At 71.2% G+C, this 21,332-nt stretch carries 24 protein-coding genes and 1 riboswitch; of the genes, 9 read left to right on the top strand and 15 right to left on the bottom strand.

Annotation, left to right across the window (positions count from 1 at the left end):
• The first annotated feature begins 17 nt into the window (after nucleotides 1-17).
• Nucleotides 18-108: riboswitch (ZMP/ZTP riboswitch) on the top strand.
• A gap of 73 nt (nucleotides 109-181) precedes the next feature.
• The gene (locus IF00_RS0115610) at nucleotides 182-1,462 is read left to right on the top strand and encodes a serine hydroxymethyltransferase (protein ID WP_030318461.1); all 1,281 of its coding nucleotides are present in this window, start codon (nucleotides 182-184) and stop codon (nucleotides 1,460-1,462) included.
• A 21-nt stretch (nucleotides 1,463-1,483) separates the two neighbouring features.
• Here the strand turns inward: IF00_RS0115610 and IF00_RS0115605 are convergent, their stop codons facing one another.
• Both IF00_RS0115605 and IF00_RS0115600 read right to left on the bottom strand, forming a co-directional pair.
• Nucleotides 1,484-2,281, bottom strand: a complete 798-nt coding sequence (locus IF00_RS0115605; protein WP_030318459.1) for a hypothetical protein — start codon at nucleotides 2,279-2,281, stop codon at nucleotides 1,484-1,486.
• A complete protein-coding gene (locus tag IF00_RS0115600; protein WP_030318457.1) occupies nucleotides 2,274-2,882 on the bottom strand; it encodes an RNA polymerase sigma factor in 609 nt (202 codons plus the stop codon). Before IF00_RS0115600 ends, IF00_RS0115605 begins: the two co-directional genes overlap by 8 nt.
• Nucleotides 2,883-2,938: 56 nt before the next feature.
• Here IF00_RS0115600 and trpS point away from each other — a divergent pair, with 56 nt between their 5' ends.
• Complete coding sequence (trpS, locus tag IF00_RS0115595) at nucleotides 2,939-3,952, top strand: tryptophan--tRNA ligase (RefSeq protein WP_030318455.1); 1,014 nt, start codon at nucleotides 2,939-2,941, stop codon at nucleotides 3,950-3,952.
• 92 nt (nucleotides 3,953-4,044) lie between these two features.
• Complete coding sequence (locus tag IF00_RS0115590) at nucleotides 4,045-4,635, top strand: 2'-5' RNA ligase family protein (protein WP_030318453.1); 591 nt, start codon at nucleotides 4,045-4,047, stop codon at nucleotides 4,633-4,635.
• Nucleotides 4,636-4,697: 62 nt separating this feature from the next.
• Here the strand turns inward: IF00_RS0115590 and dprE2 are convergent, their stop codons facing one another.
• Both dprE2 and IF00_RS47645 read right to left on the bottom strand, forming a co-directional pair.
• On the bottom strand, nucleotides 4,698-5,453 hold the full coding sequence (gene dprE2, locus IF00_RS0115585; protein WP_030318452.1) for a decaprenylphospho-beta-D-erythro-pentofuranosid-2-ulose 2-reductase: 756 nt from the start codon (nucleotides 5,451-5,453) through the stop codon (nucleotides 4,698-4,700).
• A gap of 95 nt (nucleotides 5,454-5,548) precedes the next feature.
• On the bottom strand, nucleotides 5,549-5,680 hold the full coding sequence (locus IF00_RS47645; protein WP_280922613.1) for a hypothetical protein: 132 nt from the start codon (nucleotides 5,678-5,680) through the stop codon (nucleotides 5,549-5,551).
• 233 nt (nucleotides 5,681-5,913) lie between these two features.
• Between IF00_RS47645 and IF00_RS0115580 the strand changes: the two genes are divergently transcribed.
• A complete protein-coding gene (locus IF00_RS0115580) occupies nucleotides 5,914-6,870 on the top strand; it encodes a YihY/virulence factor BrkB family protein (RefSeq protein WP_030318450.1) in 957 nt (318 codons plus the stop codon).
• Here the strand turns inward: IF00_RS0115580 and IF00_RS0115575 are convergent.
• Nucleotides 6,794-8,062, bottom strand: a complete 1,269-nt coding sequence (locus tag IF00_RS0115575; RefSeq protein WP_030318449.1) for a D-alanyl-D-alanine carboxypeptidase family protein — start codon at nucleotides 8,060-8,062, stop codon at nucleotides 6,794-6,796. The two genes, IF00_RS0115580 and IF00_RS0115575, sit on opposite strands and share 77 nt — an antisense overlap.
• Before the next feature lie 109 nt (nucleotides 8,063-8,171).
• On the opposite strand from IF00_RS0115575, the gene IF00_RS0115570 reads away from it, so the two are divergent.
• The 3 genes from IF00_RS0115570 to IF00_RS0115560 all read left to right on the top strand — a co-directional run bounded on the left by IF00_RS0115570 (nucleotide 8,172) and on the right by IF00_RS0115560 (nucleotide 11,475).
• Nucleotides 8,172-8,417, top strand: coding sequence for an SCO4848 family membrane protein (locus tag IF00_RS0115570; RefSeq protein WP_030318447.1), 246 nt, complete (start codon nucleotides 8,172-8,174; stop codon nucleotides 8,415-8,417).
• A 34-nt stretch (nucleotides 8,418-8,451) separates the two neighbouring features.
• Nucleotides 8,452-9,729, top strand: a complete 1,278-nt coding sequence (locus IF00_RS0115565) for a metallophosphoesterase (RefSeq protein ID WP_030318444.1) — start codon at nucleotides 8,452-8,454, stop codon at nucleotides 9,727-9,729.
• Nucleotides 9,730-9,921: 192 nt separating this feature from the next.
• A complete protein-coding gene (locus IF00_RS0115560) occupies nucleotides 9,922-11,475 on the top strand; it encodes an ABC transporter substrate-binding protein (RefSeq protein ID WP_030318442.1) in 1,554 nt (517 codons plus the stop codon).
• 61 nt (nucleotides 11,476-11,536) lie between these two features.
• Here IF00_RS0115560 and IF00_RS0115555 read toward each other — a convergent pair whose 3' ends face one another.
• From IF00_RS0115555 to IF00_RS0115545, 3 genes are read right to left on the bottom strand one after another with little or no spacing between them, the layout of a single operon-like run.
• Complete coding sequence (locus IF00_RS0115555) at nucleotides 11,537-12,304, bottom strand: TetR/AcrR family transcriptional regulator (RefSeq protein WP_037638311.1); 768 nt, start codon at nucleotides 12,302-12,304, stop codon at nucleotides 11,537-11,539.
• A gap of 10 nt (nucleotides 12,305-12,314) precedes the next feature.
• On the bottom strand, nucleotides 12,315-12,749 hold the full coding sequence (locus IF00_RS0115550; protein ID WP_106975813.1) for a thiol-disulfide oxidoreductase DCC family protein: 435 nt from the start codon (nucleotides 12,747-12,749) through the stop codon (nucleotides 12,315-12,317).
• A gap of 13 nt (nucleotides 12,750-12,762) precedes the next feature.
• On the bottom strand, nucleotides 12,763-13,197 hold the full coding sequence (locus tag IF00_RS0115545) for a hypothetical protein (protein ID WP_030318437.1): 435 nt from the start codon (nucleotides 13,195-13,197) through the stop codon (nucleotides 12,763-12,765).
• A 137-nt stretch (nucleotides 13,198-13,334) separates the two neighbouring features.
• Between IF00_RS0115545 and IF00_RS0115540 the strand changes: the two genes are divergently transcribed.
• On the top strand, nucleotides 13,335-14,102 hold the full coding sequence (locus IF00_RS0115540) for an alpha/beta fold hydrolase (protein WP_030318435.1): 768 nt from the start codon (nucleotides 13,335-13,337) through the stop codon (nucleotides 14,100-14,102).
• 10 nt (nucleotides 14,103-14,112) lie between these two features.
• Here the strand turns inward: IF00_RS0115540 and IF00_RS0115535 are convergent, their stop codons facing one another.
• Both IF00_RS0115535 and IF00_RS0115530 read right to left on the bottom strand, forming a co-directional pair.
• Nucleotides 14,113-15,117, bottom strand: coding sequence for a hypothetical protein (locus IF00_RS0115535; protein ID WP_030318433.1), 1,005 nt, complete (start codon nucleotides 15,115-15,117; stop codon nucleotides 14,113-14,115).
• Nucleotides 15,118-15,174: 57 nt separating this feature from the next.
• Nucleotides 15,175-16,392 carry an MFS transporter gene (locus IF00_RS0115530; RefSeq protein WP_030318431.1) on the bottom strand — a complete coding sequence of 406 codons (1,218 nt, stop codon included), beginning with the start codon at nucleotides 16,390-16,392 and terminating at the stop codon, nucleotides 15,175-15,177.
• A gap of 84 nt (nucleotides 16,393-16,476) precedes the next feature.
• Here IF00_RS0115530 and IF00_RS47640 point away from each other — a divergent pair, with 84 nt between their 5' ends.
• Nucleotides 16,477-17,079, top strand: a complete 603-nt coding sequence (locus IF00_RS47640) for a MarR family winged helix-turn-helix transcriptional regulator (RefSeq protein ID WP_030318430.1) — start codon at nucleotides 16,477-16,479, stop codon at nucleotides 17,077-17,079.
• A gap of 78 nt (nucleotides 17,080-17,157) precedes the next feature.
• Here IF00_RS47640 and IF00_RS0115520 read toward each other — a convergent pair whose 3' ends face one another.
• From IF00_RS0115520 to sdhC, 5 genes are all read right to left on the bottom strand, one after another.
• Complete coding sequence (locus IF00_RS0115520) at nucleotides 17,158-17,670, bottom strand: hypothetical protein (RefSeq protein ID WP_030318428.1); 513 nt, start codon at nucleotides 17,668-17,670, stop codon at nucleotides 17,158-17,160.
• A gap of 111 nt (nucleotides 17,671-17,781) precedes the next feature.
• The gene (locus IF00_RS0115515) at nucleotides 17,782-18,540 is read right to left on the bottom strand and encodes a succinate dehydrogenase iron-sulfur subunit (protein WP_030318427.1); all 759 of its coding nucleotides are present in this window, start codon (nucleotides 18,538-18,540) and stop codon (nucleotides 17,782-17,784) included.
• Nucleotides 18,540-20,294: a succinate dehydrogenase flavoprotein subunit gene (gene sdhA, locus IF00_RS0115510; protein WP_030318425.1), complete on the bottom strand. Its 1,755-nt coding sequence runs from the start codon at nucleotides 20,292-20,294 to the stop codon at nucleotides 18,540-18,542. The genes IF00_RS0115515 and sdhA overlap by 1 nt, the downstream gene beginning before the upstream one ends.
• 25 nt (nucleotides 20,295-20,319) lie before the next feature.
• The gene (locus IF00_RS0115505; RefSeq protein ID WP_030318423.1) at nucleotides 20,320-20,799 is read right to left on the bottom strand and encodes a succinate dehydrogenase hydrophobic membrane anchor subunit; all 480 of its coding nucleotides are present in this window, start codon (nucleotides 20,797-20,799) and stop codon (nucleotides 20,320-20,322) included.
• Between the two features lie 8 nt (nucleotides 20,800-20,807).
• Nucleotides 20,808-21,188, bottom strand: coding sequence for a succinate dehydrogenase, cytochrome b556 subunit (sdhC, locus tag IF00_RS0115500; RefSeq protein ID WP_015035721.1), 381 nt, complete (start codon nucleotides 21,186-21,188; stop codon nucleotides 20,808-20,810).
• Between the last annotated feature and the right edge of the window lie 144 nt (nucleotides 21,189-21,332).

Here is a 21,332-nt window from a genome sequence, read left to right as displayed (position 1 = left end):
ACGCCCGCTACTCTGAAGACACGCACGGCGACTGGCGCACGGGGAAGCGACCCCGGGGGAGCCGTGCGCGGCAGACCACACGAGACGCCGCCCGCCTGGGCGTCACGGGACCGAAGTCCCGCGTGGCGCCGCGCCTCTCACGCAGTGCCCGGGGACCAGCCGACGCCCGGAGGACTCCACCATGACCACGCCGCAGCAGCACCAGTACACGCACCCCGCGCTCGCCGCCGCCGACCCCGAGCTCGCCGCCCTCGTCGGTGCCGAGGAACGCCTCCAGGCCGCGACCCTGCGCCTCATCCCCAGCGAGAACTACGTCTCCGCCGCCGTCCTCGAAGCCTCCGGCACCGTCCTCCAGAACAAGTACAGCGAGGGCTACCCCGGCCGCCGCTACTACGAGGGCCAGCAGAACATCGACCAGGTCGAGACCCTCGCCGTCGAGCGCGCCAAGGCCGTCTTCGGCGTCGACCACGCCAACGTCCAGCCCTACTCCGGCTCCCCGGCCAACCTCGCCGTCTACCTCGCCTTCGCCGAGCCCGGCGACACGGTCATGGGCATGGCCCTGCCCATGGGCGGCCACCTCACCCACGGCTGGGGCGTCTCCGCCACCGGCAAGTGGTTCCGCGGCGTCCAGTACGGCGTCCGCCAGGACACGGGCCTCATCGACTTCGACGAGGTCCGCGAGCTCGCCCTCAAGGAACGCCCCAAGGTGATCTTCTGCGGTGGCACCGCGCTGCCCCGCACGATCGACTTCGCCGCCTTCGGCGAGATCGCCCGCGAGGCCGGTGCCGTGCTCGTCGCCGACGTCGCCCACATCGCCGGCCTGATCGCGGGCGGCGCCCACCCGTCCCCGGTCCCACACGTGGACGTCATCTCCACGACCACCCACAAGACCCTGCGCGGCCCGCGCGGCGCCATGCTGATGTCCCGCGAGGAGCACGCCAAGGCCCTCGACAAAGCCGTCTTCCCCGGCCTCCAGGGCGGCCCGCACAACCAGACCACCGCCGCCATCGCCGTCGCCCTCCGCGAGGCGTCCCTGCCCTCCTTCCGCGACTACGCCCACGCCGTCGTCGCCAACGCCAAGGCCCTCGCCGACGCACTCCTCGCCCGCGGCTTCGACCTCGTCTCCGGCGGCACCGACAACCACCTGATCCTGATGGACCTCACCCCCAAGCAGGTCCCGGGCAAGATCGCCGCGAAGGCCCTCGACCGGGCGGGCATCGTCGTCAACTACAACACCGTCCCCTACGACCCCCGGAAGCCGTTCGACCCCTCGGGCATCCGTATCGGCACCCCCTCCCTCACCTCCCGCGGACTCGCCACGGAACACATGGACCAGGTCGCCGAGTGGATCGACCGCGGTGTCGCGGCCGCGGGCGCGGGCGACGAGCAGGCCCTCGCCGCCGTCCGCGCGGAGGTCGCCGACCTGCTGACCGCCTTCCCGGCCCCGGGCCTCCCGGTCTGACCCCGGGGCGGGGCCCGGCCGTCAGCCGCCGACCGACTCCGCCGTCCGCCGAGCCTCCTCACGGTCCGGTATGCCCTCCAGACGGAAGGTGAGCGCGCCCCCGTTCCTCGTCCAGAGGAGCGTGGGGCCCGCCGTGCGGACCTCATGGGTCCAGGCGGTGCCCGTCCCGTCCGTCATCGGGAACGTCAGCAGATGCGGGGCCGCGAACCAGTACCCCTGCGCGCCGTCCGGGAGATCGACCCACTCCGGCTGTGTCCGCACCTGCTTGGCGAAGCCGATGTCCAGCCGGGCCGGGAACTCGTCCAGCCGGACCGTCCGCTCCCCGTCGTGCCAGCACAGACTGATCACCGCCCGGCCCCGCTCGGCCGACCCCGTCACCGCCATCGCGTCCGGCGCCCCGAGCGCCCTCGGTATCAGCGGCTCGAAGCCCGCGAGCCGCCCGGCCTCCGCCGGCGGCACGGGCTCCGGGCACCCCGGCACCGCGCCCCCGGCCGGGACGTGCCGCCCGTCCGGGTCGTACCGCACGGCGACCCCGCCGAAGCCGAACCACTCCGCCACCGCCGCCCGCACCGGCGGGGTGAGCACCAGGACGATCAGCACCCCGGTCAGGCCCGCCACCAGCGCCCGCCACCGTGCCCGCGCCCAGCCCCGTACCGACGCCCACCCGTCCCGTCGACGGCGGACCGGCACCGGCGTCGGCACCTGCTCGGCGAGGAGCTGGGCGAGCACGCGCTCGGCCATCGACTCCCCGTCCACGTCCGGCACCCGCAGCCGCCGTCCCAGCTCCCTCAGCTCGTCCGGCAGACCCTCGTCAGCCACGCCCCTCACCTCCCTCCGGTCCCTCCGTCAGGCTCTCCCCGAGCACCCGCCCCAGCTTCCTCAGCGCACGGTTCAGCCGGGACTTCACCGTCCCCCTCGGCCAGCCGAGCGCCTGCGCCGTCTCCGTCTCGTCCAGCTCCAGGAGATAGCGGTGGATCACCACCTGCCGGTGGTCCTCGCTCAGTCCGTCGAGCGCGTCCAGGAGCCTTCTGCTCCGCTCCCGCTCCACCGCCGCGACCGCCGGGTCGGCCGACTCCGGTATCCGCGGCTCGCCCCCGAGCAGGCCCGCCTCCCGGTCGGCGACGGCCCGCTGACGGCCCGCCGACCGCACTGTGTTCCTGGTCTCATTGACGACGATCCGCAGCAGCCACGGCCGGAACGCCGAGCCGTCCTTGAAACGCCCGAGCGAGCGGTACGCCTTGAAGAAGGCCTGCTGCACCACGTCCTCGGCCTCCGGGCCCGCGCCGCACGCCACCGCGGCTCTCAGCGCGACCGCCGTGTGGGCGCGGACCAGCGCCGCGTACGCCTCCGGCTCCCCGGCGCGGACCCGTGCGATCACCGCGGCCTCGTCGTCGACCAGGCCCCCCTCCCGCGTCCTCACACTCTTGATACACCGGCAGTCCGGGATCGGTTCCCACACCTGAGAGAATGATGTGCATGGCCTCTGACAGTCCCCGCGTGCTCTCCGGAATCCAGCCCACGGCAGGCTCGTTCCACCTCGGCAACTACCTCGGCGCCGTCCGCCAGTGGGTCGCCCTCCAGGAGACCCACGACGCCTTCTACATGGTCGTCGACCTGCACGCGATCACGGTCCCGCAGGACCCCGCCGAGCTGCGCGCCAACACCCGGCTCGCCGCGGCCCAGCTGCTCGCCGCCGGTCTCGACCCCGAGCGCTGCACCCTGTTCGTCCAGAGCCACGTCCCCGAGCACGCCCAGCTCGGCTGGGTCATGAACTGCCTCACCGGCTTCGGCGAGGCCTCCCGCATGACCCAGTTCAAGGACAAGTCCGCCAAGCAGGGCGCCGACCGCGCCACCGTCGGCCTCTTCACGTACCCGATCCTGCAGGTCGCGGACATCCTGCTCTACCAGGCCAACCAGGTCCCGGTCGGCGAGGACCAGCGCCAGCACATCGAGCTGACCCGTGACCTCGCGGAGCGCTTCAACGGCCGCTTCGGCGAGACGTTCACCATCCCGGCGCCGTACATCCTCAAGGAGACGGCGAAGATCTACGACCTCCAGGACCCGGCGATCAAGATGAGCAAGTCGGCGTCCACGCCGAAGGGCCTCATCAACCTCCTGGACGACCCGAAGACCACCGCGAAGAAGGTCAAGAGCGCGGTCACCGACACCGAGACGGTGATCCGTTTCGACCCGGAGAACAAGGCCGGCGTCTCCAACCTGCTCACCATCATGTCCACGCTCACCTCCACCTCCGTCGAGGACCTGGAGAAGAGCTACGAGGGCAAGATGTACGGCGCGCTGAAGACGGACCTCGCCGAGGTCATGGTGGACTTCGTCACGCCGTTCCGGACCCGCACCCAGGAATACCTGGACGACCCGGAGACGCTGGACTCTGTCCTGGCCAAGGGAGCCGAGAAGGCCCGCGCGGTCGCCGCCGAGACGCTGGCGCAGACGTACGAGCGCATCGGCTTCCTGCCGGCCAAGCACTGAGACCGAGGACCCTGGCCCAAAGGGCGGTGCAGGCCGCACACTGGCGGCTGCACCACCCGCACACAAGTCGACCGACGACGGAGGAGAACGACGTGGGGACCGTAACGCTCGGCGTTTCGATCGCGGTCCCGGAGCCCTACGGCAGCCTGCTCCAGGAGCGGCGCGCCGGCTTCGGGGACCCTGCCGCGTACGGCATTCCCACGCACGTCACCCTGGTCCCGCCGACGGAGGTCGCCGAGGAGCGGCTGCCGGAGATCGAGGCGCACCTCGCGGGTGTCGCCGCCGACCACCAGCCGTTCCCCGTGCGCCTCAAGGGCACCGGGACCTTCCGCCCGCTCTCCCCGGTCGTCTTCGTGAAGCTGAAGGAGGGCGTGCCGCTCTGCAACCGGCTCCAGCACCGGATCCGGGACGAGGCGGGCCCCCTCGCGCGCGAGCTCCAGTTCCCGTACCACCCGCACGTCACCGTGGCGCACGGCATCTCCGAGGAGGGGATGGACCGGGCGTTCGAGGAGCTCGCCGGGTACGAGGCGGCCTGGACCTGCCGCTCGTTCGCGCTGTACGAGCAGGGCTCGGACGGGGTCTGGCGGAAGCTGTACGACTACGAGTTCGGCAGCGGCCGCCCGATCTCGGCGGTCCCCGCGCAGGGCGGCAGCCCCGTGGACACACCGACGCCCACGGCCTAGAGCCGGACTCGGGTACGCCGTACCGGCGCACGGCCGTGCGCCGGTACTCGGCGTTCGGTACGTCACACCGGAAGGCGCCGGAACAGCGGCCTCGGCACGTGCCGTACCGCCGCCATCACCATCCGCAGCGCACCCGGCACCCACACCGTCTCCGAGCGCCGCCGCAGCCCCAGCTCGATCGCGCTCGCGACCGCCTCCGGCGTGGTCGCCAGCGGCGCCTCCGCGAGCCCGGCCGTCATCTTCGAGCGGACGAACCCGGGCCGCACGACCATGACGTGCACCCCGGTGCCGTGCAGCGCGTCCCCGAGGCCCTGGGCGAAGGCGTCGAGCCCCGCCTTGGACGAGCCGTAGATGAAGTCGGCGCGGCGGGCCCGCTCGCCCGCCACCGACGAGAGCACCACCAGCGAGCCGTGTCCCTGTGCCTGGAGCGAGGCGGCGCACACCAGGCCGGCCGAGACCGCTCCCGTGTAGTTGGTCTGCGCGACCCGGACGGCGGCGACCGGGTCGGACTCGTCGCGCGCCTGGTCGCCGAGGACCCCGAAGGCCATCAGCACCATGTCGATGGCACCCTCGGTGAAGATCTTCCCCAGCCGCTCCTCGTGCGACTCGGTGTCGAGCGCGTCGAAGGGGACGGTGTGCACGTCCGCGCCCAGGGCCCGCAGGGAGTCCGCCGCCGCGGCGAGCGCGGGGGAGGGGCGTCCGGCCAGCCAGATGGTCCGGGTGCGGCGGGCGATCAGCCGGCGTGCGGTGGCGAGCCCGATCTCGGAGGTGCCGCCGAGGACGAGCAGGGACTGCGGGGCGCCGAAGGCGTCCTTCATGGGGGCTCCTAGAGGTCGAGGCGGCGGGAGAGGTCCGAGGGGGAGGGGGACCGGACGGTCACGTAGCGGGTGCCGGGGGACCCGGTCCGGGCCGGTCATGCCGAGGACGGCGTCGGCGACCTCGGCGTGACCGCGGGGCCGCCGCACGCGCGCGGGGGTCGGTGCGGTGCGCCCCAGCCGGTGATCGCTTCGCGGTCGTCGTCCAGGACGTGGGTCTCGACAGCCATGAGGGTGACCGTATAGCCGCGTCTGTCGCTTATGCCGGTATTGCAGAGCGGTTCGTCGAAATGGGTGATCAAAGGAGTGTCGGAAAAGAATCCCGAAGCCCTCGACGGACGGCGCCGCACGGGGTGCCGCTCGCGGCGTGCGGGATGTCGCTCGCGGGTACGCGAGCCCCGGCGGGGGATTCTCGTACTGCGCTCTCCGCGCACCCGAACGGATCGAGGGGCAGACGTACGACATGGACTGGCTGACCAAGCTCCCCGTCATCGGCCCCTGGGCCGCCCGGCTCATGCGGACCCATGCCTGGCGCTCGTACGAGACCCTCGACGCGGCCCACTGGACCCGGCTCGCCGCCGCGATCACCTTCCTGTCCTTCCTCGCCCTCTTCCCGCTGATCACGGTCGCCGCGGCGGTCGGGGCCGCGCTCCTCAGCAAGGACCAGCTCGACAAGATCGAGGAGAAGATCAGCGACCAGGTGCCCGGCATCTCCGACCAGCTCAACATCAGCGGTCTGGTCGACAACGCCGGCACCGTCGGGCTCGTCGCCGGCGCGATCCTGCTGCTCACCGGCATCAGCTGGATCGGGGCCATGCGGGAGTGCCTGCGCGCCGTGTGGGGCCTCGACGACGTCGAGGGCAACCCGATCCTGCTCAAGGGCAAGGACGCGCTCATCCTCATCGGCCTCGGCGGCGTGGCCCTCGCCTCGCTCGCCGCGTCCTGGCTCGGCTCCACCGCCGTCGGCTGGAGTGCCGACCGGGTCGGGATCTCCAGCGAGGGGGCGGGCGGCTACCTCCTGCAGGCGGCCGCCGTCCTGGTCGCCGTCGTCGCCGACTTCCTGATCCTGCTGTACGTCCTGACGCTGCTGCCCGACGTGCACCCGCCGCGCCGCCGGCTCGTCGTGGCGGCGCTGATGGGCGCGGTCGGCTTCGAGCTGCTGAAGCTGCTGCTCGGCGGCTACATGAGGGGCGTCGCCTCGAAGTCGATGTACGGGGCGTTCGGCGTGCCGGTCGCCCTGCTGCTCTGGATCAACTTCACCGCGAAGCTGCTGCTGTTCTGCGCCGCGTGGACGGCCACGGGTTCCCGAGAGGAGTCCGCGGCCGACGACCGGTCCGAGTCGACTACGGATTCACATCCGGGTTCCGGCGGGAACGGCGACGACGTCCCGCCGCCCCGGCCAGCGGCCAGCGGCGGTTGACCAGGAAGACGGCACCGGCGAGGAGCACGAGGACCCCGCCGGCCACGCCGAGCGCGATCCCGATGCCACCGGACCGCTCGTCGGAGGCCGCCCGGACGGTGTCGTCCGGGGCGTTCTTGCCGGGCGCCGGGGCGGCACCGTCGTCCGGGGCGGTCGTCTCGGTACGGGCGGACAGCGGCGGCACCAGCTCGCCGACCGGGGTGACCTTCCCGGCCGCGGCGAAGCCCCAGTCGAGCAGCCGGGCGGTCTCGCGGTAGACCGCGTGCTGCTCCTTCGACGAGGGGTTCATCACGGTGACGAGCAGCACCTTGCCGTTGCGCTCCGCGACACCTGTGAAGGTGGCACCCGCGTGCGTGGTGTTGCCGTTCTTGACTCCGGCGATGCCCTGGTACGGGGCGACGCCGAGGTCACCGGTGAGCAGCCGGTTGGTGTTCTGGATCTCGAAGGTCTCGCGCTTCTTGCCCGGCTTCTGTTCGCCGGGGAAGGCGGCGCGGGGCGTGGCGGCGTACTCGCGGAAGGCCGGCTTCTGCATGCCGCTGCGGGCGATCAGTGTCAGGTCGTACGCGGAGGAGACCTGGCCGGGGGCGTCGTAGCCGTCCGGGGAGACCACGTGCGTGTCGAGCGCCTGGAGCTCGGCCGCGTGGTCGTTCATCTCCTTCACGGTCTGGCGCAGACCGCTGTTCATGCTGGTCAGGACGTGCACGGCGTCGTTGCCCGAGCGGAGGAAGACCCCGAGCCACAGGTCGTGGACGGTGTAGGTCTGCTTCTCCTTGATGCCGACCAGGCTGGAGCCGGCTCCTATCCCGGCCAGGTCGGCGTTGGTGACGAGGTGCTTGAGCCGGGCGTCGGGGAACTTCGGCAGCAGGGTGTCCGCGAAGAGCATCTTGAGGGTCGAGGCCGGGGCCAGCGGCCAGTGCGCGTTGTGCGCGGCGAGGATCTGGCCGCTCTCGGCGTCCGCGACGATCCAGGAGCGTCCGGACAGCTCCTTCGGCAGCACCGGGGCGCCGGGCCCCAGCTGCACCTGGGTACCGGGGTTGCCGAGCAGCGGTCCTCCGAGCGAGGACATCGCGTTCGGGGGCTTGGGCTGCTTGTCCTTCTCGTCCTGTGTGTCCGCGTGCGCGGGCACGGCGACGACGAGTGGCAGGAACACAGCAGCAGTGACCGCCCAAGCGGTCTTCTTCGAAGCAGACACGGTCGTGAACGTACAGGTACGGAACAAGGATCCGAACCCCGGCTGGCGGTTCGGCCGGGCTCGTCCACCCGTCCGCGGGGCCAGTGGGACGGACGGTGATACTGGGGTCATGAAGTTCAGCCGTCGCGTCTCCTGGTTCCTGCTCGCGTTCGGGGTGTGGAGCTGGTTCATCTGGATCACTTTCGTCAAGAACCTGTGGAACGACGGGAGCGGCCTCGCGTTCGACGAGGCCGGTGACCCGACGGCCTACTTCTGGGTTCATCTGCTGCTTGCCGTCACGTCCTTTGTCCTGGGGACGGTGATCGGAGTGCTCGGGTTGCGTGGGGTGCGCGCCGCGCGCCGCGACATCGGTTAGAACCGCGCGAGCGGTAGAAGAGGGGTTCCGGGGCGTGGTCGTCTTCCTGCTGGTTCTGATCGTGGTGCTCGCGCTGCTCGGCGCCGTGCACTGGTACGTGTGGCGGCGCCTCGTGCGTGACGTCACGACGCGGGGGAGCCTGCCGCGCCGCCTGGGCACGGCCGCCGTCGTGGTACTGCCGCTGCTGTCGTTCGCGGCCCTCTCCTCGTCCCGCGCCGGCGCCCCGTTCGTGCTCCAGCAGGTGGTCGCCTGGCCCGGCTTCCTGTGGCTCGCGCTGCTGCTGTACGTGACCCTCGCCCTGGCCGCCGGCGAGGCGGTCAGGCCCCTCCTGCTCCGCCGGCTCGACCGCCGCGCGCGGGCCGAGGCACCCGCGGCGGCGCCGGTGGCGGCGCCCGTACCGGTGCCGGTCCCGGAACACGCGCCCGCCGCCCCCGAGGAGCCGGCCGACGCGACCCCGCAGTCCGCGCCCACGACCCCCGCCGAGGTCTCCCGGCGGCTCTTCGTCTCCCGGGTCGTCGGCGGTGCCGCGGCCGCCGCCGCCGTCGGGACCGTCGGCTACGGCACGTACGGCGTGCTGCGCGGCCCCAAGGTCAAGCGGGTCACCGTCCCGCTCGCCAAGATCCCGCGCGCGGCCCACGGCTACCGCATCGCCGTCGTCTCCGACATCCACCTCGGGCCGATCCTCGGCCGCGCCCACACCCAGCGCATCGTCGACACGATCAACGCCACCCAGCCCGATCTGATCGCGGTCGTCGGCGACCTCGTCGACGGCACCGTCGAGAACCTCGGCTCCGCCGCCGAGCCCCTCGCGCGGCTCCGTGCCCGCCACGGCTCCTTCTTCGTGACCGGCAACCACGAGTACTTCTCGGGCGCGGACGCCTGGGTCGACCACGTCCGCGAGCTCGGGCTGCGCCCGCTGCGCAACGAGCGGGTGGAGGTCGCGGCCGGCTTCGACCTCGCCGGCGTCGACGACATCGCGGGCGAGAGCGAGGGACAGGGCCCGGACTTCGGACGGGCGCTCGGCGACCGCGACCGGGCCCGCGCCGCGGTGCTCCTCGCGCACCAGCCGATCGTCGTCCACGACGCCGTCCGTCACGGCGTGGACCTCCAGCTCTCCGGCCACACCCACGGCGGTCAGCTCTGGCCCGGCAACTACCTCGCCGAACTGGCCAATCCGACCGTCGCCGGGCTCGAACGGTACGGAGACACCCAGCTGTACGTCTCGCGTGGCGCGGGCGCCTGGGGTCCGCCGGTCCGGGTCGGGGCGCCCTCGGACATCACCCTCGTCGAACTCGCTTCGAAACAGGCGTAATCGGGGCGAGGTCACTCCGCGCACCGAGCCCGATACGTGCTGCTCATCGACTTAAATTCGCATTTCCCGGACATATGCCTGTGGTGTGAAAGTTTTCTCTTCCACTTGTGAAATACGTGTGATGGGATGACGCCATCGCGACGTTTCCGGGGGCCGTCGCAGCTGGGGTGGACGAATAAAGGAAGCACGGCAATGCGGTCGACGGTCCGTCTGCGGATCCTCATCACTTGTGGAGTACTGGTGGCCGCCGGAGTGGGGGGCTGGCAACTCCTGCCCTCCGACGGCGGCCGGACCGATCCGATCAGCGTCGGCACAACCGACGAGGTCACTTCACTGGACCCGGCCGGCGCGTACGACGCCGGTTCCTGGGCCATGTACAGCAACGTCTTCCAGTCGTTGCTGACGTTCAAGCCGGGGTTCACGACCCCCGTTCCCGACGCGGCGGAGAGCTGCAAGTTCGAGGGCTCGAAGCTCACGACCTATCAGTGCACCCTCCGCGACGACCTCTCGTTCGCCAACGGGCGCAAGATCACGGCCGAGGACGTCAAGTACTCGTTCGAGCGGATGCTGCGGATCAAGACGGACGTCGGTCCGCAGCCCCTCTTCCCGACCCTGAAGAGCGTCTCGGCCCAGGGCCGTCAGGTCACCTTCCATCTGAGCAGCCGGGACGCGACGTTCCCGCTGAAGGTGGCCACGGGCGCGGGTTCGATCGTCGACAAGGACCGCTACCCGGCGAACACGCTGCGCGCGGACTCGGCGGTCGACGGCTCGGGGCCGTACGTCCTCAAGGAGTACAAGCCGGGCGAGTCCGCGCTCCTGGAGCCGAACCCGAACTACCACGGCGCCATCACCAAGGGCGGCGGCCCGGTGCTCGTGAAGTACTACGGCCAGTCCGCCGACCTCGCCGACGCCTGGAAGGCGAAGCAGGTCGAGGTGACGCACCGGCAGCTGCCGCCGGAGTTCATCTCGGCCCTGCAGCCCGAGGACGGGACCCGGGTCACCGAGGCGGAGAGCGCCGAGATCCGCAACCTCAACTTCAACGTGCGGCCCGGCTCGCCCATGGCCGGCAAGGCCGTCCGGCAGGCCGTCGCCGCGGTCCTCGACCGCCCGGCGATCACCACCGGCGCCTACAAGGGCACGGTCGAGCCGTTGTACTCGCTCATCCCGCAGGGCTTCGTCGGGCACAGCACCGCGTTCTACGACGTCACTCCGGCGCCCGACGCCAAGAAGGCGAAGAAGATCCTGAAGGACGCCGGCATCAAGACCCCGGTGAAGTTCACCTTCGGCTACCGCGCGGACGCCACGTACGGCGCCGAGACCGCCGAGATCAAGCGCCAGCTGGAGGAGACCGGCCTCTTCGAGGTCGAGACCGTCGAGGTCAAGTGGACGGAGTTCCAGAAGCAGTACGCGAAGGGAACCTTCGACGCGTACACCGTCGGCTGGCTGCCGGACTTCCCCGACTCCGACAGCTTCACCGCGCCGCTCGTCGGCACCGCGAACACCCTGCACAACGGGTTCTCCAGCAAGCGGATCGACGAACTGATCTCCTCGACACAGCAGTTCAGCGACCGCTCCCGGGCGACCTCCGACTTCAAGGCGATCCAGAGCGAGGTCGCGTCCGACGTGCCGCTCGTCCCGCTGTGGCAGAAGAAGGACTACGTCCTCGCCACCGAGGCGGTCACCGGCTCCCAGTACCTGACGGACGGTACGGGCATCTGGCGCCTGTGGGAGCTCCGCTGGATCTAGGTCCCGGCCGCGACCCTGGATCCAGGTGCCGGGTCCGCGACCCCGGATCCAGGTCCCGGGTCTACGACTCCGGTGTCCCGTCCGGCTCCGGCGGCTTCGGACTCGCCCTCTTCTTGGGCTTTCCCGAGGCCGCCATTCCGGCTGCGGTGGGCATGAAGTCGGAGAGCAGCTCGTGCGTCTCCTTGACCAGCGGGCGCAGGATCCGGAAGCGGGAGAGCGAGATCGCGCGGGCGGTGACCGGCGCGAGCCGCTCGACCAGCCGGCGGCTGTTGGCCGCGCCCTCGGAGCGGTCGTACACCCAGAAGAGGACCAGACCCATCTGCTGGAGCCACAGCAACTGCGGGAGAGCTTCCCTGAGTTCCGGGTCGACCTTCACGGAGGCGCCGGAGATGACCCGCCGGTGGACCTCGATCGCGGCCTCGCGCGGGCCCTCCGACTCGGGCGAGAAGGGGCTGAGCGGGCTGTCCGGGTCGGCGGCGTTCTTGAAGAACTGCGACGCGAACTCGTGGTACGGCTCCGCGATGTCGAGCCAGCCGAGGTAGACCCCCCGGATCCGGGCCGTGAGGTCCTTCTCGCCACCGGTCAGGATGGGCTCGACGGCGGTCTGGTGCTCCTCGGCGATCCGGTCGTAGAAGCCCTGGACGAGGTGTTCCTTGGACGAGAAGTAGTAGTACGCGTTCCCCACGGAGACCCCGGCCTCCTGGGCGATGGCCCGCATCGTCGTCTTGTCGTAACCGCGCTCCTTGAACAGCCGGAGCGCGGTTTCGAGGATGAGCGTGCGGGTCTGCTCGCTCTTCGGGGCCTTCTTGTCTTCCTTCACGTCCGTCACACGGACGAGCCTAGCCGGGCGGACCGGGCACTTCGCAGCGCCCGTCCTCGCAGTGCCCGGCCTCGGACGGCCCGGCTTCGTGGTCCGGCCCCTTGAGGGCCTCGCGCCACTTCGCCGCCCCCAGGACGGTCATCCGGGCGAAGGGCAGGCCGGCCGGGGTGGCCAGCCAGTGGGCCTTGGCCCGGTGGTCGGCGAGCGCCCAGAGGCAGACGATCCAGGCGGAGGTCTCCCGGTAGACCTGGCCCCGGTCCCCGACCACGGTGATCTCCCGCAGGGTCGCGGTGTGGTCGAGCTCCGGGAAGCGGCGCCGGGCCTCCTGCGACCCGGCCGGTACGAGGTCGAGCGGGACGAGCTGCCGCTGGCGCAACAGCCAGTGCCTGAGGTGCACACAGAGAGGGCAGTCCGCGTCGTACAGCACGGTCAGACGTCCCACGGGGGTCGGCACGGCGGCGCCCCTCTCAGTGCTGGGGCGCGGGCGGGGTCCAGGGGCCGCCCTTGGGGGTCGCGGTCCAGCCCTGCGGCCCGACCGGCGGTACCTGCTCGCGCTCCATGACCCCGCGGCGCCGGATCTTGTTGAGGACGTAGACGTTCCCGAGGTGCATGACGCCGAGGACGAGCAGGACGACCCCGAGCTTCACGGAGAGGGCCTCGAAGAGCGCGCGGGCGTCGAGGACGGCTTCGTCCTGGCTCAGGTAGAGGGCGACGAAGCCGAAGTTGACGAGGTAGAAGCCGACCACCAGGAGGTGGTTGACGGCCTCGGCGAGCTTTTCGTTCCCGTGCAGGACGTCCGCGAGGAAGATCCTTCCGTTACGGCTGAGTGTGCGGGCGACCCAGATGGTCAGGGCCACGCTGATCAGCAGGTAGACGATGTACGCGACGACAGTGAGGTCCATGCCCCACCCTCCCTTGAACACGTTCAAAAGCTGTTGGTCATGACTGTAGACCTCTCTTTGAACGTGTTCAAGTCGTGTGCGGGGACGTATGGAAACCCACTCGCCACACGCCGGACCCGACGCCTAGGGTCAGCCGGATGACGCTCTCTCATGACCTGGCGGGCCAGGGCCCCTCGACCGTTCTCCTGCTGCACTCCGGGGTCTGCGACCGCCGGATGTGGGACGGCCAGTTCCACGCCCTCGCGGAGGCCGGCCACCGGGTCGTCCGCTGCGACCTCCGCGGCTTCGGCGACACCCCCGTCGACGCCGCGCACACCCACGCCGACGACGTGCGCGAGCTCCTCGACCACCTCGGCGTCGAGCGGGCGGCCGTCGTCGGTTCCTCCTTCGGCGGCCGGGTCGCCCTGGAACTCGCCGTCCGCCACCCCGCGCACGTGTCCGCCCTCGCCCTGCTCGCCTCCGGCATCCCCGGCTTCACGCCCGGCGACGAGCTGCGCGCCTGGGGCGGCCGCGAGGACGAGCTGCTCGAAGCGGGCGACCTCGACGCGGCCGTCGAGCTCAACGTCGACACCTGGCTCGGCCCCGAGGCCGGCCCCGAGGTCCGCGCGCTCGTCCGGGAGATGCAGCGGCACGCCTTCGAGGTCCAGCTCGCCGTCCCCGAGGAGTTCCACCCGGTCACGCCCGAGGTCACCGCCGACGACCTCGCCGGGATCGAGGTCCCCGCCCTCGTCGCCGTGGGCGCCCACGACCTCCCCGACTTCCGGGCGGTCGCCGACGACCTCACCCGCCTCCTGCCCGGCGCCCGCCGTGTCGACCTGGACTGGGCCGGGCACCTCCCCGCCCTGGAGCGCCCGGACGAGACGGCCCGGCTGCTCGCCGCCTTCCTGGCGGAGGCGGGACGCTAGCCCCCCGCTGTCAGCGACCGGCCGGGGCCGCCACGGCTTCGAGGGCCCTGGCGATCTCCTTGGCCAGGGCGCGGTTGCGGACCGTCCCCGCCAGCCTGCCGAGCCGTCGCGCGGCCTCCTCGCGCCGGCCGCCCTCACAGGCGCCGAGCACGGCGACGGCGGCGGTGGCGAGGGGCCGGCTGCGACAGGCGGTGCCCGAGCCTCCCGCGCCCGTCCCCGCGTGCAGCGCGACCGCACCCACGAGCGGGACGACCCAGTCGGCGTCGATGTCGAGTGCCGACCAGAGCAGCCCGCGGGCCAGGGACGTGTTGGTGTCCCCGGCGACGTCCCGTCTGACCATGACCAGCGGGGCGAGGTCGCTCACACGGTGCTCGGGCTGCGCGGCGACGCCCTCCAGGAGCCGCCGCACCAGCTCCTCCCCGCGCCCCGCCCCCGCGAGCAGGGCCGCCGCGCGCCGCCGCCACGCGCGCGTGGGGCGCGTTCTGTCCAGGAGTGCGCAGTGTCCGAGGAGAAGGGCCGCGCCGGGACCCGTGAGCAGGTCGCCGTGGGCGGCGCGCATCGCCGGGCCGTACGCGTCGAGCCCGTCGAGGAGATGGTGGGGGAGCCTGCCGGGCACGATCGCCGGCTCCCGCCGCAGCAGCGCGTCCATCCGGTCCCGCAGCGCCGCGAGTTCGTCGCCCCGCCCGAGGGACGGCGAGTCGGCCGACCGGCGCAGTGAGCCGACCCGTGCCCGGTCGAACTCCTCGGCCTGCTCTGCCGCCGCGAGGGCGACCGGCACCAAGGCCAGAAAGGCGCCCTGGAGTTCGTGCGGCGCGACCAGGGCGTCCTTCCCGACGAGCCGCGCCAGCAGGACGTCCGACTCCGCCGTCGTCCAGCCCAGCTCCCGCCCGGACAGCTCCGCGAGGGCCGCGACCGCCTCGTGCTCCGCGCCCCGGCAGACCCGCAGATGGAGCGCGAGCGCGGTCTCCCGGCGCTTCCGCGCGTCCGGGGCGCTGCCCGGTCCCGTGTTCCCCATGCGTACGACGCTAGAGGACGCCGCTGCCGCGGGCGCTGCCACCGTCCCCGCCGGGGCTCAGCGGAAGCGCCGCACCCCCGGCACGAGCGCCGTCGCGGCGCAGCAGCCGCCCACGGCGACGGCCGCGACGAGCAGCGGCACCTCCGGCCCCCAGGCCGAGGCCGCGAGCGGCGCCAGCGCGTACCCCAGGGGCATCGCGGCCAGCGAGAGCAGCCAGTCGTACGAGGTGACCCGGGCCAGCGCGTGGGCGGGTACGGCCCGCTGGACGGCGGTCTCCCAGACGGGGGAGAGGAAGCCGAGGCCCGCCTGTGCGATCCCGTAGGCCGCGATCGTCAGCGGCGCGGGCGCGGCGACCGCGAGCAGGACCAGCGGCAGCGCGTACGTGGCGAGCCCGAGGTTCGCCGTGAGGACCGGGCGCCGGGGCGTGACCCGGTCGGCGAGCAGCGCACCGAGGAGGAAGCCGACGGCGCCGACCTGGAGCAGTACGACCCAGGTGGTGCCGCCGCCGAGCCGCTGCACGGCGATGGCGGGTCCGAGGGTCATCAGGACGGCCGCGGCGCCGTTCCAGGCGCTGTGGCCGATCAGGCTGGTCCAGTACCAGTCGCGGGACCTTACCTCCTGCCAGCCCTCCGCCAGGTCGGCGCGGAGCGAGCGGCGCGGGATCGGTACCCGCTTCACCTTCACGGCCGTCAGCATGAGCGCGCTGACGGCGAAGGTCGCCGCGTCGAGGACGAACGCCCAGCCGGGGCCCACGGTCAGGACGAGGGTGCCGGCGAGTGCGGGGCCGCCGAGCCGGCTGGCGCTCTTGGCGACGCTCATCGCGGCGTTGGCCCGGTGCAGCGACTCGGCCGCCACCGTCCCCTTCACCAGCGGCGCGTTGGTCGGCATGGCGAAGGCCCCGGCCGCGCCGCCGAGCGCCTCGGCGACCGCCAGGACGGCCAGGCTGGGCGTACCGCCGAGGAGTTGGACCCCGACGACCAGCTGGGTGCCGCAGCGTAGGAGATCCGTGGTGAGCGCGACGGTACGGGCGTCGAACCGGTCGCCGACCACCCCGCCGAGCGGCAGCAGGAGCAGTTTGGGCACCATCGCGCAGCCGAGGACCAGGGCCAGGGCCGAGGTGGATCCGGTGGCTTCCAGGACGGCGAGGGCGAGGGCGGCGGGGATGGCGGCGTCGCCCAGGAGGGAGAGGAACCGGCCGGTGAAGAGCAGCCGGAAGGAGCGGGTGCGCAGGGGGTGCGGGACGGGCGGCGGCGCCGTGGTGGTGGCAGCGGTCATGACCCAAGATTATTTCGGTACCGAATAATTCGTCAACGAAATACTTCTCGGGTGGGTTCCCGCCCGCCGACGTACGATCACCCCATGGCGCAACCCGAGGAACGGCGTACTCCGAGCGAACCGCGGACCCCCAGCGAGCCGAGTGCCGCGCGTGAGCCGAGTGCTGCCCATGAGGCGAGTGCCGCGCGTGACTGGACCGACGAGCACGTCGCCCGCTGGCAGCCCGTCCTGCCCGACCTCGACCCCGTCGTCGAAGGCGCCGTCACCCGGATGAAGAAGCTCTCCGTCCACCTCCGCCGGGTCAGGGAGCAGTCCCTCGTCGACTTCGACCTGGAGCGCCACGAGTTCGACACCCTGCACAAGATCGCCGGCCGGGGCGGCAGCGCCGCGCCCTCCGAGCTCGCCCAGGACCTCGACCTGGCCCCCGCCTCCGTCTCCGGCCGCCTCGACGCCCTGGAGAAGCGCGGTTTCGTCCGCCGTACCCAGTCCACCACCGACCGCCGCCGGGTCGTCGTCGAACTCACCGAAGCCGGCCGTGAGACCTGGCTCGGCGCCATGGACGTCCTCGGCCACGAGGAGTACCGCCTGCTCGGCGTCCTCTCCCCGCAGGAGCGCGTCCTCCTCAACGCCATGCTCCGGCGCGTCATGGTCGAGGCGGAGTCGACGGAGCCGACCCGCCACTGGTAGCCCCCAGGCCCCCGTCGGGGACGGTCCCGGACACGAAGAAAGGGCGCCCGCGGGCGCCCCCTCATCGAGGACGAACGCTCACATGCTGAGCGAACGCGCGTAGTTGAGCTGGCCCATCACCCAGTGGATGGTGTCCGGTCCGCGCGCCGGGATCATCGTCGCGTGGTGCTTGCCGCCGCTGGTCACCGTGACCTGGATGAAGCCGGTGGTCGTCTTCTCCTTCATCAGGAGGAACAGCAGGCCCAGCAGGCAGAAGATGAAGAAGATGACCGCGAGCACGATCGCGACGGTGGGCATCTTCTCCTCGGTCCGCGACATGTCCATCGCGTTCCACACCGAGCCCTTGAGCGGCATCGCGCCGGCCGGCGTGATGATCTGGTCGCCCACCACGGTGATGTCACCGAGGCTCAGCAGCGGCGTGCCGCCGCCCTGCGGCACGCCGGGCACCTGCTGCGGCGGCACCGGCACCCCGCCCGGCAGGGTCGGCTGGTACGCCGGAGGGTGCGGGTACCCGTAGGCGGGCTGGCCCGGCTGCTGCTGCCCGGGGCCCCACTCGTACTCCTCCGACCGGTAAGGGTTCGGCTCGCTCATCAGTCCCCGTCCTTCGCAAAGAAAAAGCCCGCTCCTGCACGCCGCAGCGTACAGAAGCGGGCCGGAACACCGAACCATGAGCCGGGAAACCCGGCCCCCGGAAACCAGTGATCAGAAGCGACGCGTGATCAGCGCGCGCTTCACTTCCTGGATCGCCTTGGTGACCTCGATGCCACGCGGGCAGGCGTCCGTGCAGTTGAACGTCGTGCGGCAACGCCACACGCCGTCCTTGTCGTTCAGGATCTCCAGGCGCTGCTCGCCGGCCTCGTCACGCGAGTCGAAGATGAAGCGGTGCGCGTTGACGATCGCGGCCGGACCGAAGTACTGGCCGTCGTTCCAGAAGACCGGGCAGGACGACGTGCACGCGGCGCACAGGATGCACTTGGTGGTGTCGTCGAAGCGCTCGCGGTCCTCGGCGGACTGCAGACGCTCGCGCGTCGGCTCGTTGCCCTTGGTGACCAGGAACGGCATGACGTCCCGGTACGCCTGGAAGAACGGCTCCATGTCGACCACGAGGTCCTTGAGGACCGTGAGGCCCTTGATGGCCTCGACCGTGATCGGCTTCTCGGGGTTGATGTCCTTGATCAGCGTCTTGCAGGCGAGCCTGTTCTTGCCGTTGATCCGCATCGCGTCCGAGCCGCAGATGCCGTGCGCGCACGAGCGACGGAAGGTCAGCGTGCCGTCGACGTCCCACTTGATCTTGTGGAGGGCGTCGAGCACACGCTCCTTCGGGTCGATCTCGATCTGGAAGTCCTCCCAGACCGACGCGTCCGACACCTCGGGGTTGAAGCGGCGGATCCGCATCGTGACCGTGATGTACGGGGAGGCGGCGGACTCCGCCTCGACCTTGTCCAGTACGGGGGTAGCCATCAGTACTTACGCTCCATCGGCTGGTAGCGGGTCTGGACGACCGGCTTGTAGTCGAGACGGACGGTCTCGGAGCCGTCCTCGCCGACCTCGCGGTACGCCATGGTGTGGCGCATGAAGTTGACGTCGTCGCGGTTCGGGTAGTCCTCGCGGTAGTGACCGCCGCGGGACTCCTTGCGCGCCAGGGCCGAGACGGCCATGACCTCGGCCAGTTCGAGCAGGTTGCCCAGCTCGATGGCCTCCAGGAGGTCCGTGTTGAAGCGCTTGCCCTTGTCCTGGATGGACACGTTCTCGTAGCGCTCGCGCAGCTCGGCGATCTTCTCGACGGCCGTCTTGATGGTCTGCTCCGTACGGAACACCATCACGTTGGCGTCCATCGTCTCCTGGAGCTCACGACGGATGTCGGCCACCCGCTCGTTGCCCGTGGAGTTGCGCAGCTTCTCGATCTGCGCGACGACCAGCGACTCCGGGTTCTCCGGAAGCTCGACGAAGTCGTGCTTGGCGGAGTACTCGGCGGCGGCGATGCCGGACCGCTTGCCGAAGACGTTGATGTCGAGCAGCGAGTTGGTGCCCAGACGGTTGGCGCCGTGCACGGAGACACAGGCGACCTCGCCGGCCGCGTACAGGCCCGGGACGACGGTGGTGTTGTCCGCGAGGACCTCACCCTCGACGTTGGTCGGGATGCCGCCCATGGCGTAGTGCGCGGTGGGCTGGATCGGGATCGGGTCCGTGTACGGCTCGATGCCGAGGTACGTACGGGCGAACTCGGTGATGTCCGGGAGCTTGGCGTCGAGCTGCTCCGGCGGAAGGTGCGTCAGGTCCAGGTAGACGTGGTCGCCCTCGGGACCGCAGCCGCGGCCCTCGCGGATCTCCGTGTAGATGGAGCGGGAGACGACGTCACGGGACGCGAGGTCCTTCATGACCGGCGCGTACTTCTCCATGAAGCGCTCGCCGTCCTTGTTGCGGAGGATGCCGCCCTCACCGCGGGCGCCCTCCGTCAGCAGGATGCCCATGCGCCAGATGCCCGTCGGGTGGAACTGGAAGAACTCCATGTCCTCCAGCGGCAGACCGCGCCGGTAGCAGGCCGCCTGGCCGTCACCCGTCAGCGTGTGCGCGTTGGAGGTCACCTTGAAGAACTTGCCCGTGCCGCCGGAGGCGTAGATCACGGCCTTGGCCTGGAAGATGTGGATCTCGCCGGTGGCCAGCTCGTACGCGACCACACCGGCGGACTTCTTGACGCCGTCGACCTCGGTGATCAGCTGGTCCAGGACGTAGAACTCGTTGAAGAACTCCACGCCCTCCTTGACGCAGTTCTGGTACAGCGTCTGGAGGATCATGTGGCCGGTGCGGTCCGCGGCGTAGCAGGACCGGCGGACCGGGGCCTCGCCGTGGTTGCGGGAGTGACCGCCGAAGCGGCGCTGGTCGATGGTGCCGTTCGGGGTCCGGTTGAACGGCAGGCCCATCTTCTCCAGGTCGAGGACGGCGTCGATGGCCTCCTTCGCCAGGATCTCGGCGGCGTCCTGGTCGACCAGGTAGTCACCGCCCTTGACCGTGTCGAAGGTGTGCCACTCCCAGTTGTCCTCCTCCACGTTCGCCAGCGCGGCGGCCATGCCGCCCTGCGCGGCGCCCGTGTGGGACCGGGTGGGGTAGAGCTTCGTCAGCACGGCGGTGCGGCTGCGCTTCGTCGACTCGATGGCGGCGCGCATGCCGGCGCCACCGGCGCCGACGATGACGGTGTCGTACTTGTGGATCTTCATGACGTGGATTACCTCAGCCCCGTGCCTAGCGGATGTTCGGGTCGAAGGTGAAGATCACCAGCGTGCCCAGAAGGATGGTGAACACCGTGGCGGTGTACAGCAGGCCCTTGAGCCACAGGCGCGTGTTGGCCCGCTCCGCGTAGTCGTTGATGACGGTACGGAGGCCGTTGGCGCCGTGCAGCATGGCGAGCCAGAGCATCAGCAGGTCCCAGACCTGCCAGAACGGGGACGCCCAGCGGCCGGCCACGAAGGCGAAGCCGATCTTGGAGACGCCGCCGTCCAGGAAGAGCTGGATCAGCAGGTGGCCGAGGACCAGGACGACGAGGACCACGCCCGAGAGGCGCATGAAGAGCCACGCGGCCATCTCGAAGTTGCCGCGGGTCGCGCGCGGGGTCTTGCCCGTGCGCTTGCGGGGGGCCTCGATGTACGGCGCGGGGTTGTCCACGTCGTAGTGGGCGCCGCCCTCGACGGGACCGATCGCGGTGGAGGTGGTGTCAGCAGACATATCTGGCGTCAGCTCCCGAACAGTTCACGTGCGGCGTGGCCGAGGACGGGGTACAGCGAGCCCGCCATCAGCACGACCCAGATGCCCACGACGGTCCAGAGCATCTGCTTCTGGTAGCGCGGGCCCTTGGACCAGAAGTCCACGGCGATGACACGGAGACCGTTCAGCGCGTGGAAGAGGATGGCAGCGACGAGGCCGTACTCGAGGAGAGCGACGATCGGCGTCTTGTAGGTCGCGACGACCTCGTCGTACGCCTCGGGAGAGACGCGGACGAGAGCGGTGTCCAGCACGTGTACGAACAGGAAGAAGAAGATGAGGACGCCGGTGACTCGATGAGCCACCCAGCTCCACATTCCTTCCCGGCCGCGGTACAGCGTTCCAGCCGGCACGGAAAAACCCTCCGGGAGCGGGGATCAGGGTCGGCCGGCTTCTCTGTCGGTCTGACCCGGCCGGGTACGGTCCACCGGCCCCGGTCATCGTAGCGACGACTTGTCGGTTCGCTCGCGCGGGGTCCATCGGTGTGATCAAACAGG

Source organism: Streptomyces flavochromogenes, from assembly GCF_000717595.1.
GTDB classification, from domain to species: domain Bacteria; phylum Actinomycetota; class Actinomycetes; order Streptomycetales; family Streptomycetaceae; genus Streptomyces; species Streptomyces flavochromogenes.
This window is presented reverse-complemented; position numbering and strand designations above follow the sequence as displayed.

Coding starts and splice junctions, on each gene's coding strand:
- IF00_RS0115560 (WP_030318442.1), top strand. CDS start 9,922: ATGCGGTCGACGGTCCGTCTGCGGATCCTCATCACTTGTGGAGTACTG.
- IF00_RS0115520 (WP_030318428.1), bottom strand. CDS start 17,670: ATGAGCGAGCCGAACCCTTACCGGTCGGAGGAGTACGAGTGGGGCCCC.
- IF00_RS0115530 (WP_030318431.1), bottom strand. CDS start 16,392: ATGACCGCTGCCACCACCACGGCGCCGCCGCCCGTCCCGCACCCCCTG.
- IF00_RS0115535 (WP_030318433.1), bottom strand. CDS start 15,117: ATGGGGAACACGGGACCGGGCAGCGCCCCGGACGCGCGGAAGCGCCGG.
- IF00_RS0115580 (WP_030318450.1), top strand. CDS start 5,914: ATGGACTGGCTGACCAAGCTCCCCGTCATCGGCCCCTGGGCCGCCCGG.
- IF00_RS0115515 (WP_030318427.1), bottom strand. CDS start 18,540: ATGGCTACCCCCGTACTGGACAAGGTCGAGGCGGAGTCCGCCGCCTCC.
- sdhA (WP_030318425.1), bottom strand. CDS start 20,294: ATGAAGATCCACAAGTACGACACCGTCATCGTCGGCGCCGGTGGCGCC.
- IF00_RS0115545 (WP_030318437.1), bottom strand. CDS start 13,197: ATGGACCTCACTGTCGTCGCGTACATCGTCTACCTGCTGATCAGCGTG.
- IF00_RS0115570 (WP_030318447.1), top strand. CDS start 8,172: ATGAAGTTCAGCCGTCGCGTCTCCTGGTTCCTGCTCGCGTTCGGGGTG.
- IF00_RS0115610 (WP_030318461.1), top strand. CDS start 182: ATGACCACGCCGCAGCAGCACCAGTACACGCACCCCGCGCTCGCCGCC.
- dprE2 (WP_030318452.1), bottom strand. CDS start 5,453: ATGAAGGACGCCTTCGGCGCCCCGCAGTCCCTGCTCGTCCTCGGCGGC.
- IF00_RS0115540 (WP_030318435.1), top strand. CDS start 13,335: ATGACGCTCTCTCATGACCTGGCGGGCCAGGGCCCCTCGACCGTTCTC.
- IF00_RS47645 (WP_280922613.1), bottom strand. CDS start 5,680: ATGGCTGTCGAGACCCACGTCCTGGACGACGACCGCGAAGCGATCACC.
- IF00_RS0115505 (WP_030318423.1), bottom strand. CDS start 20,799: ATGTCTGCTGACACCACCTCCACCGCGATCGGTCCCGTCGAGGGCGGC.
- IF00_RS47640 (WP_030318430.1), top strand. CDS start 16,477: ATGGCGCAACCCGAGGAACGGCGTACTCCGAGCGAACCGCGGACCCCC.
- trpS (WP_030318455.1), top strand. CDS start 2,939: ATGGCCTCTGACAGTCCCCGCGTGCTCTCCGGAATCCAGCCCACGGCA.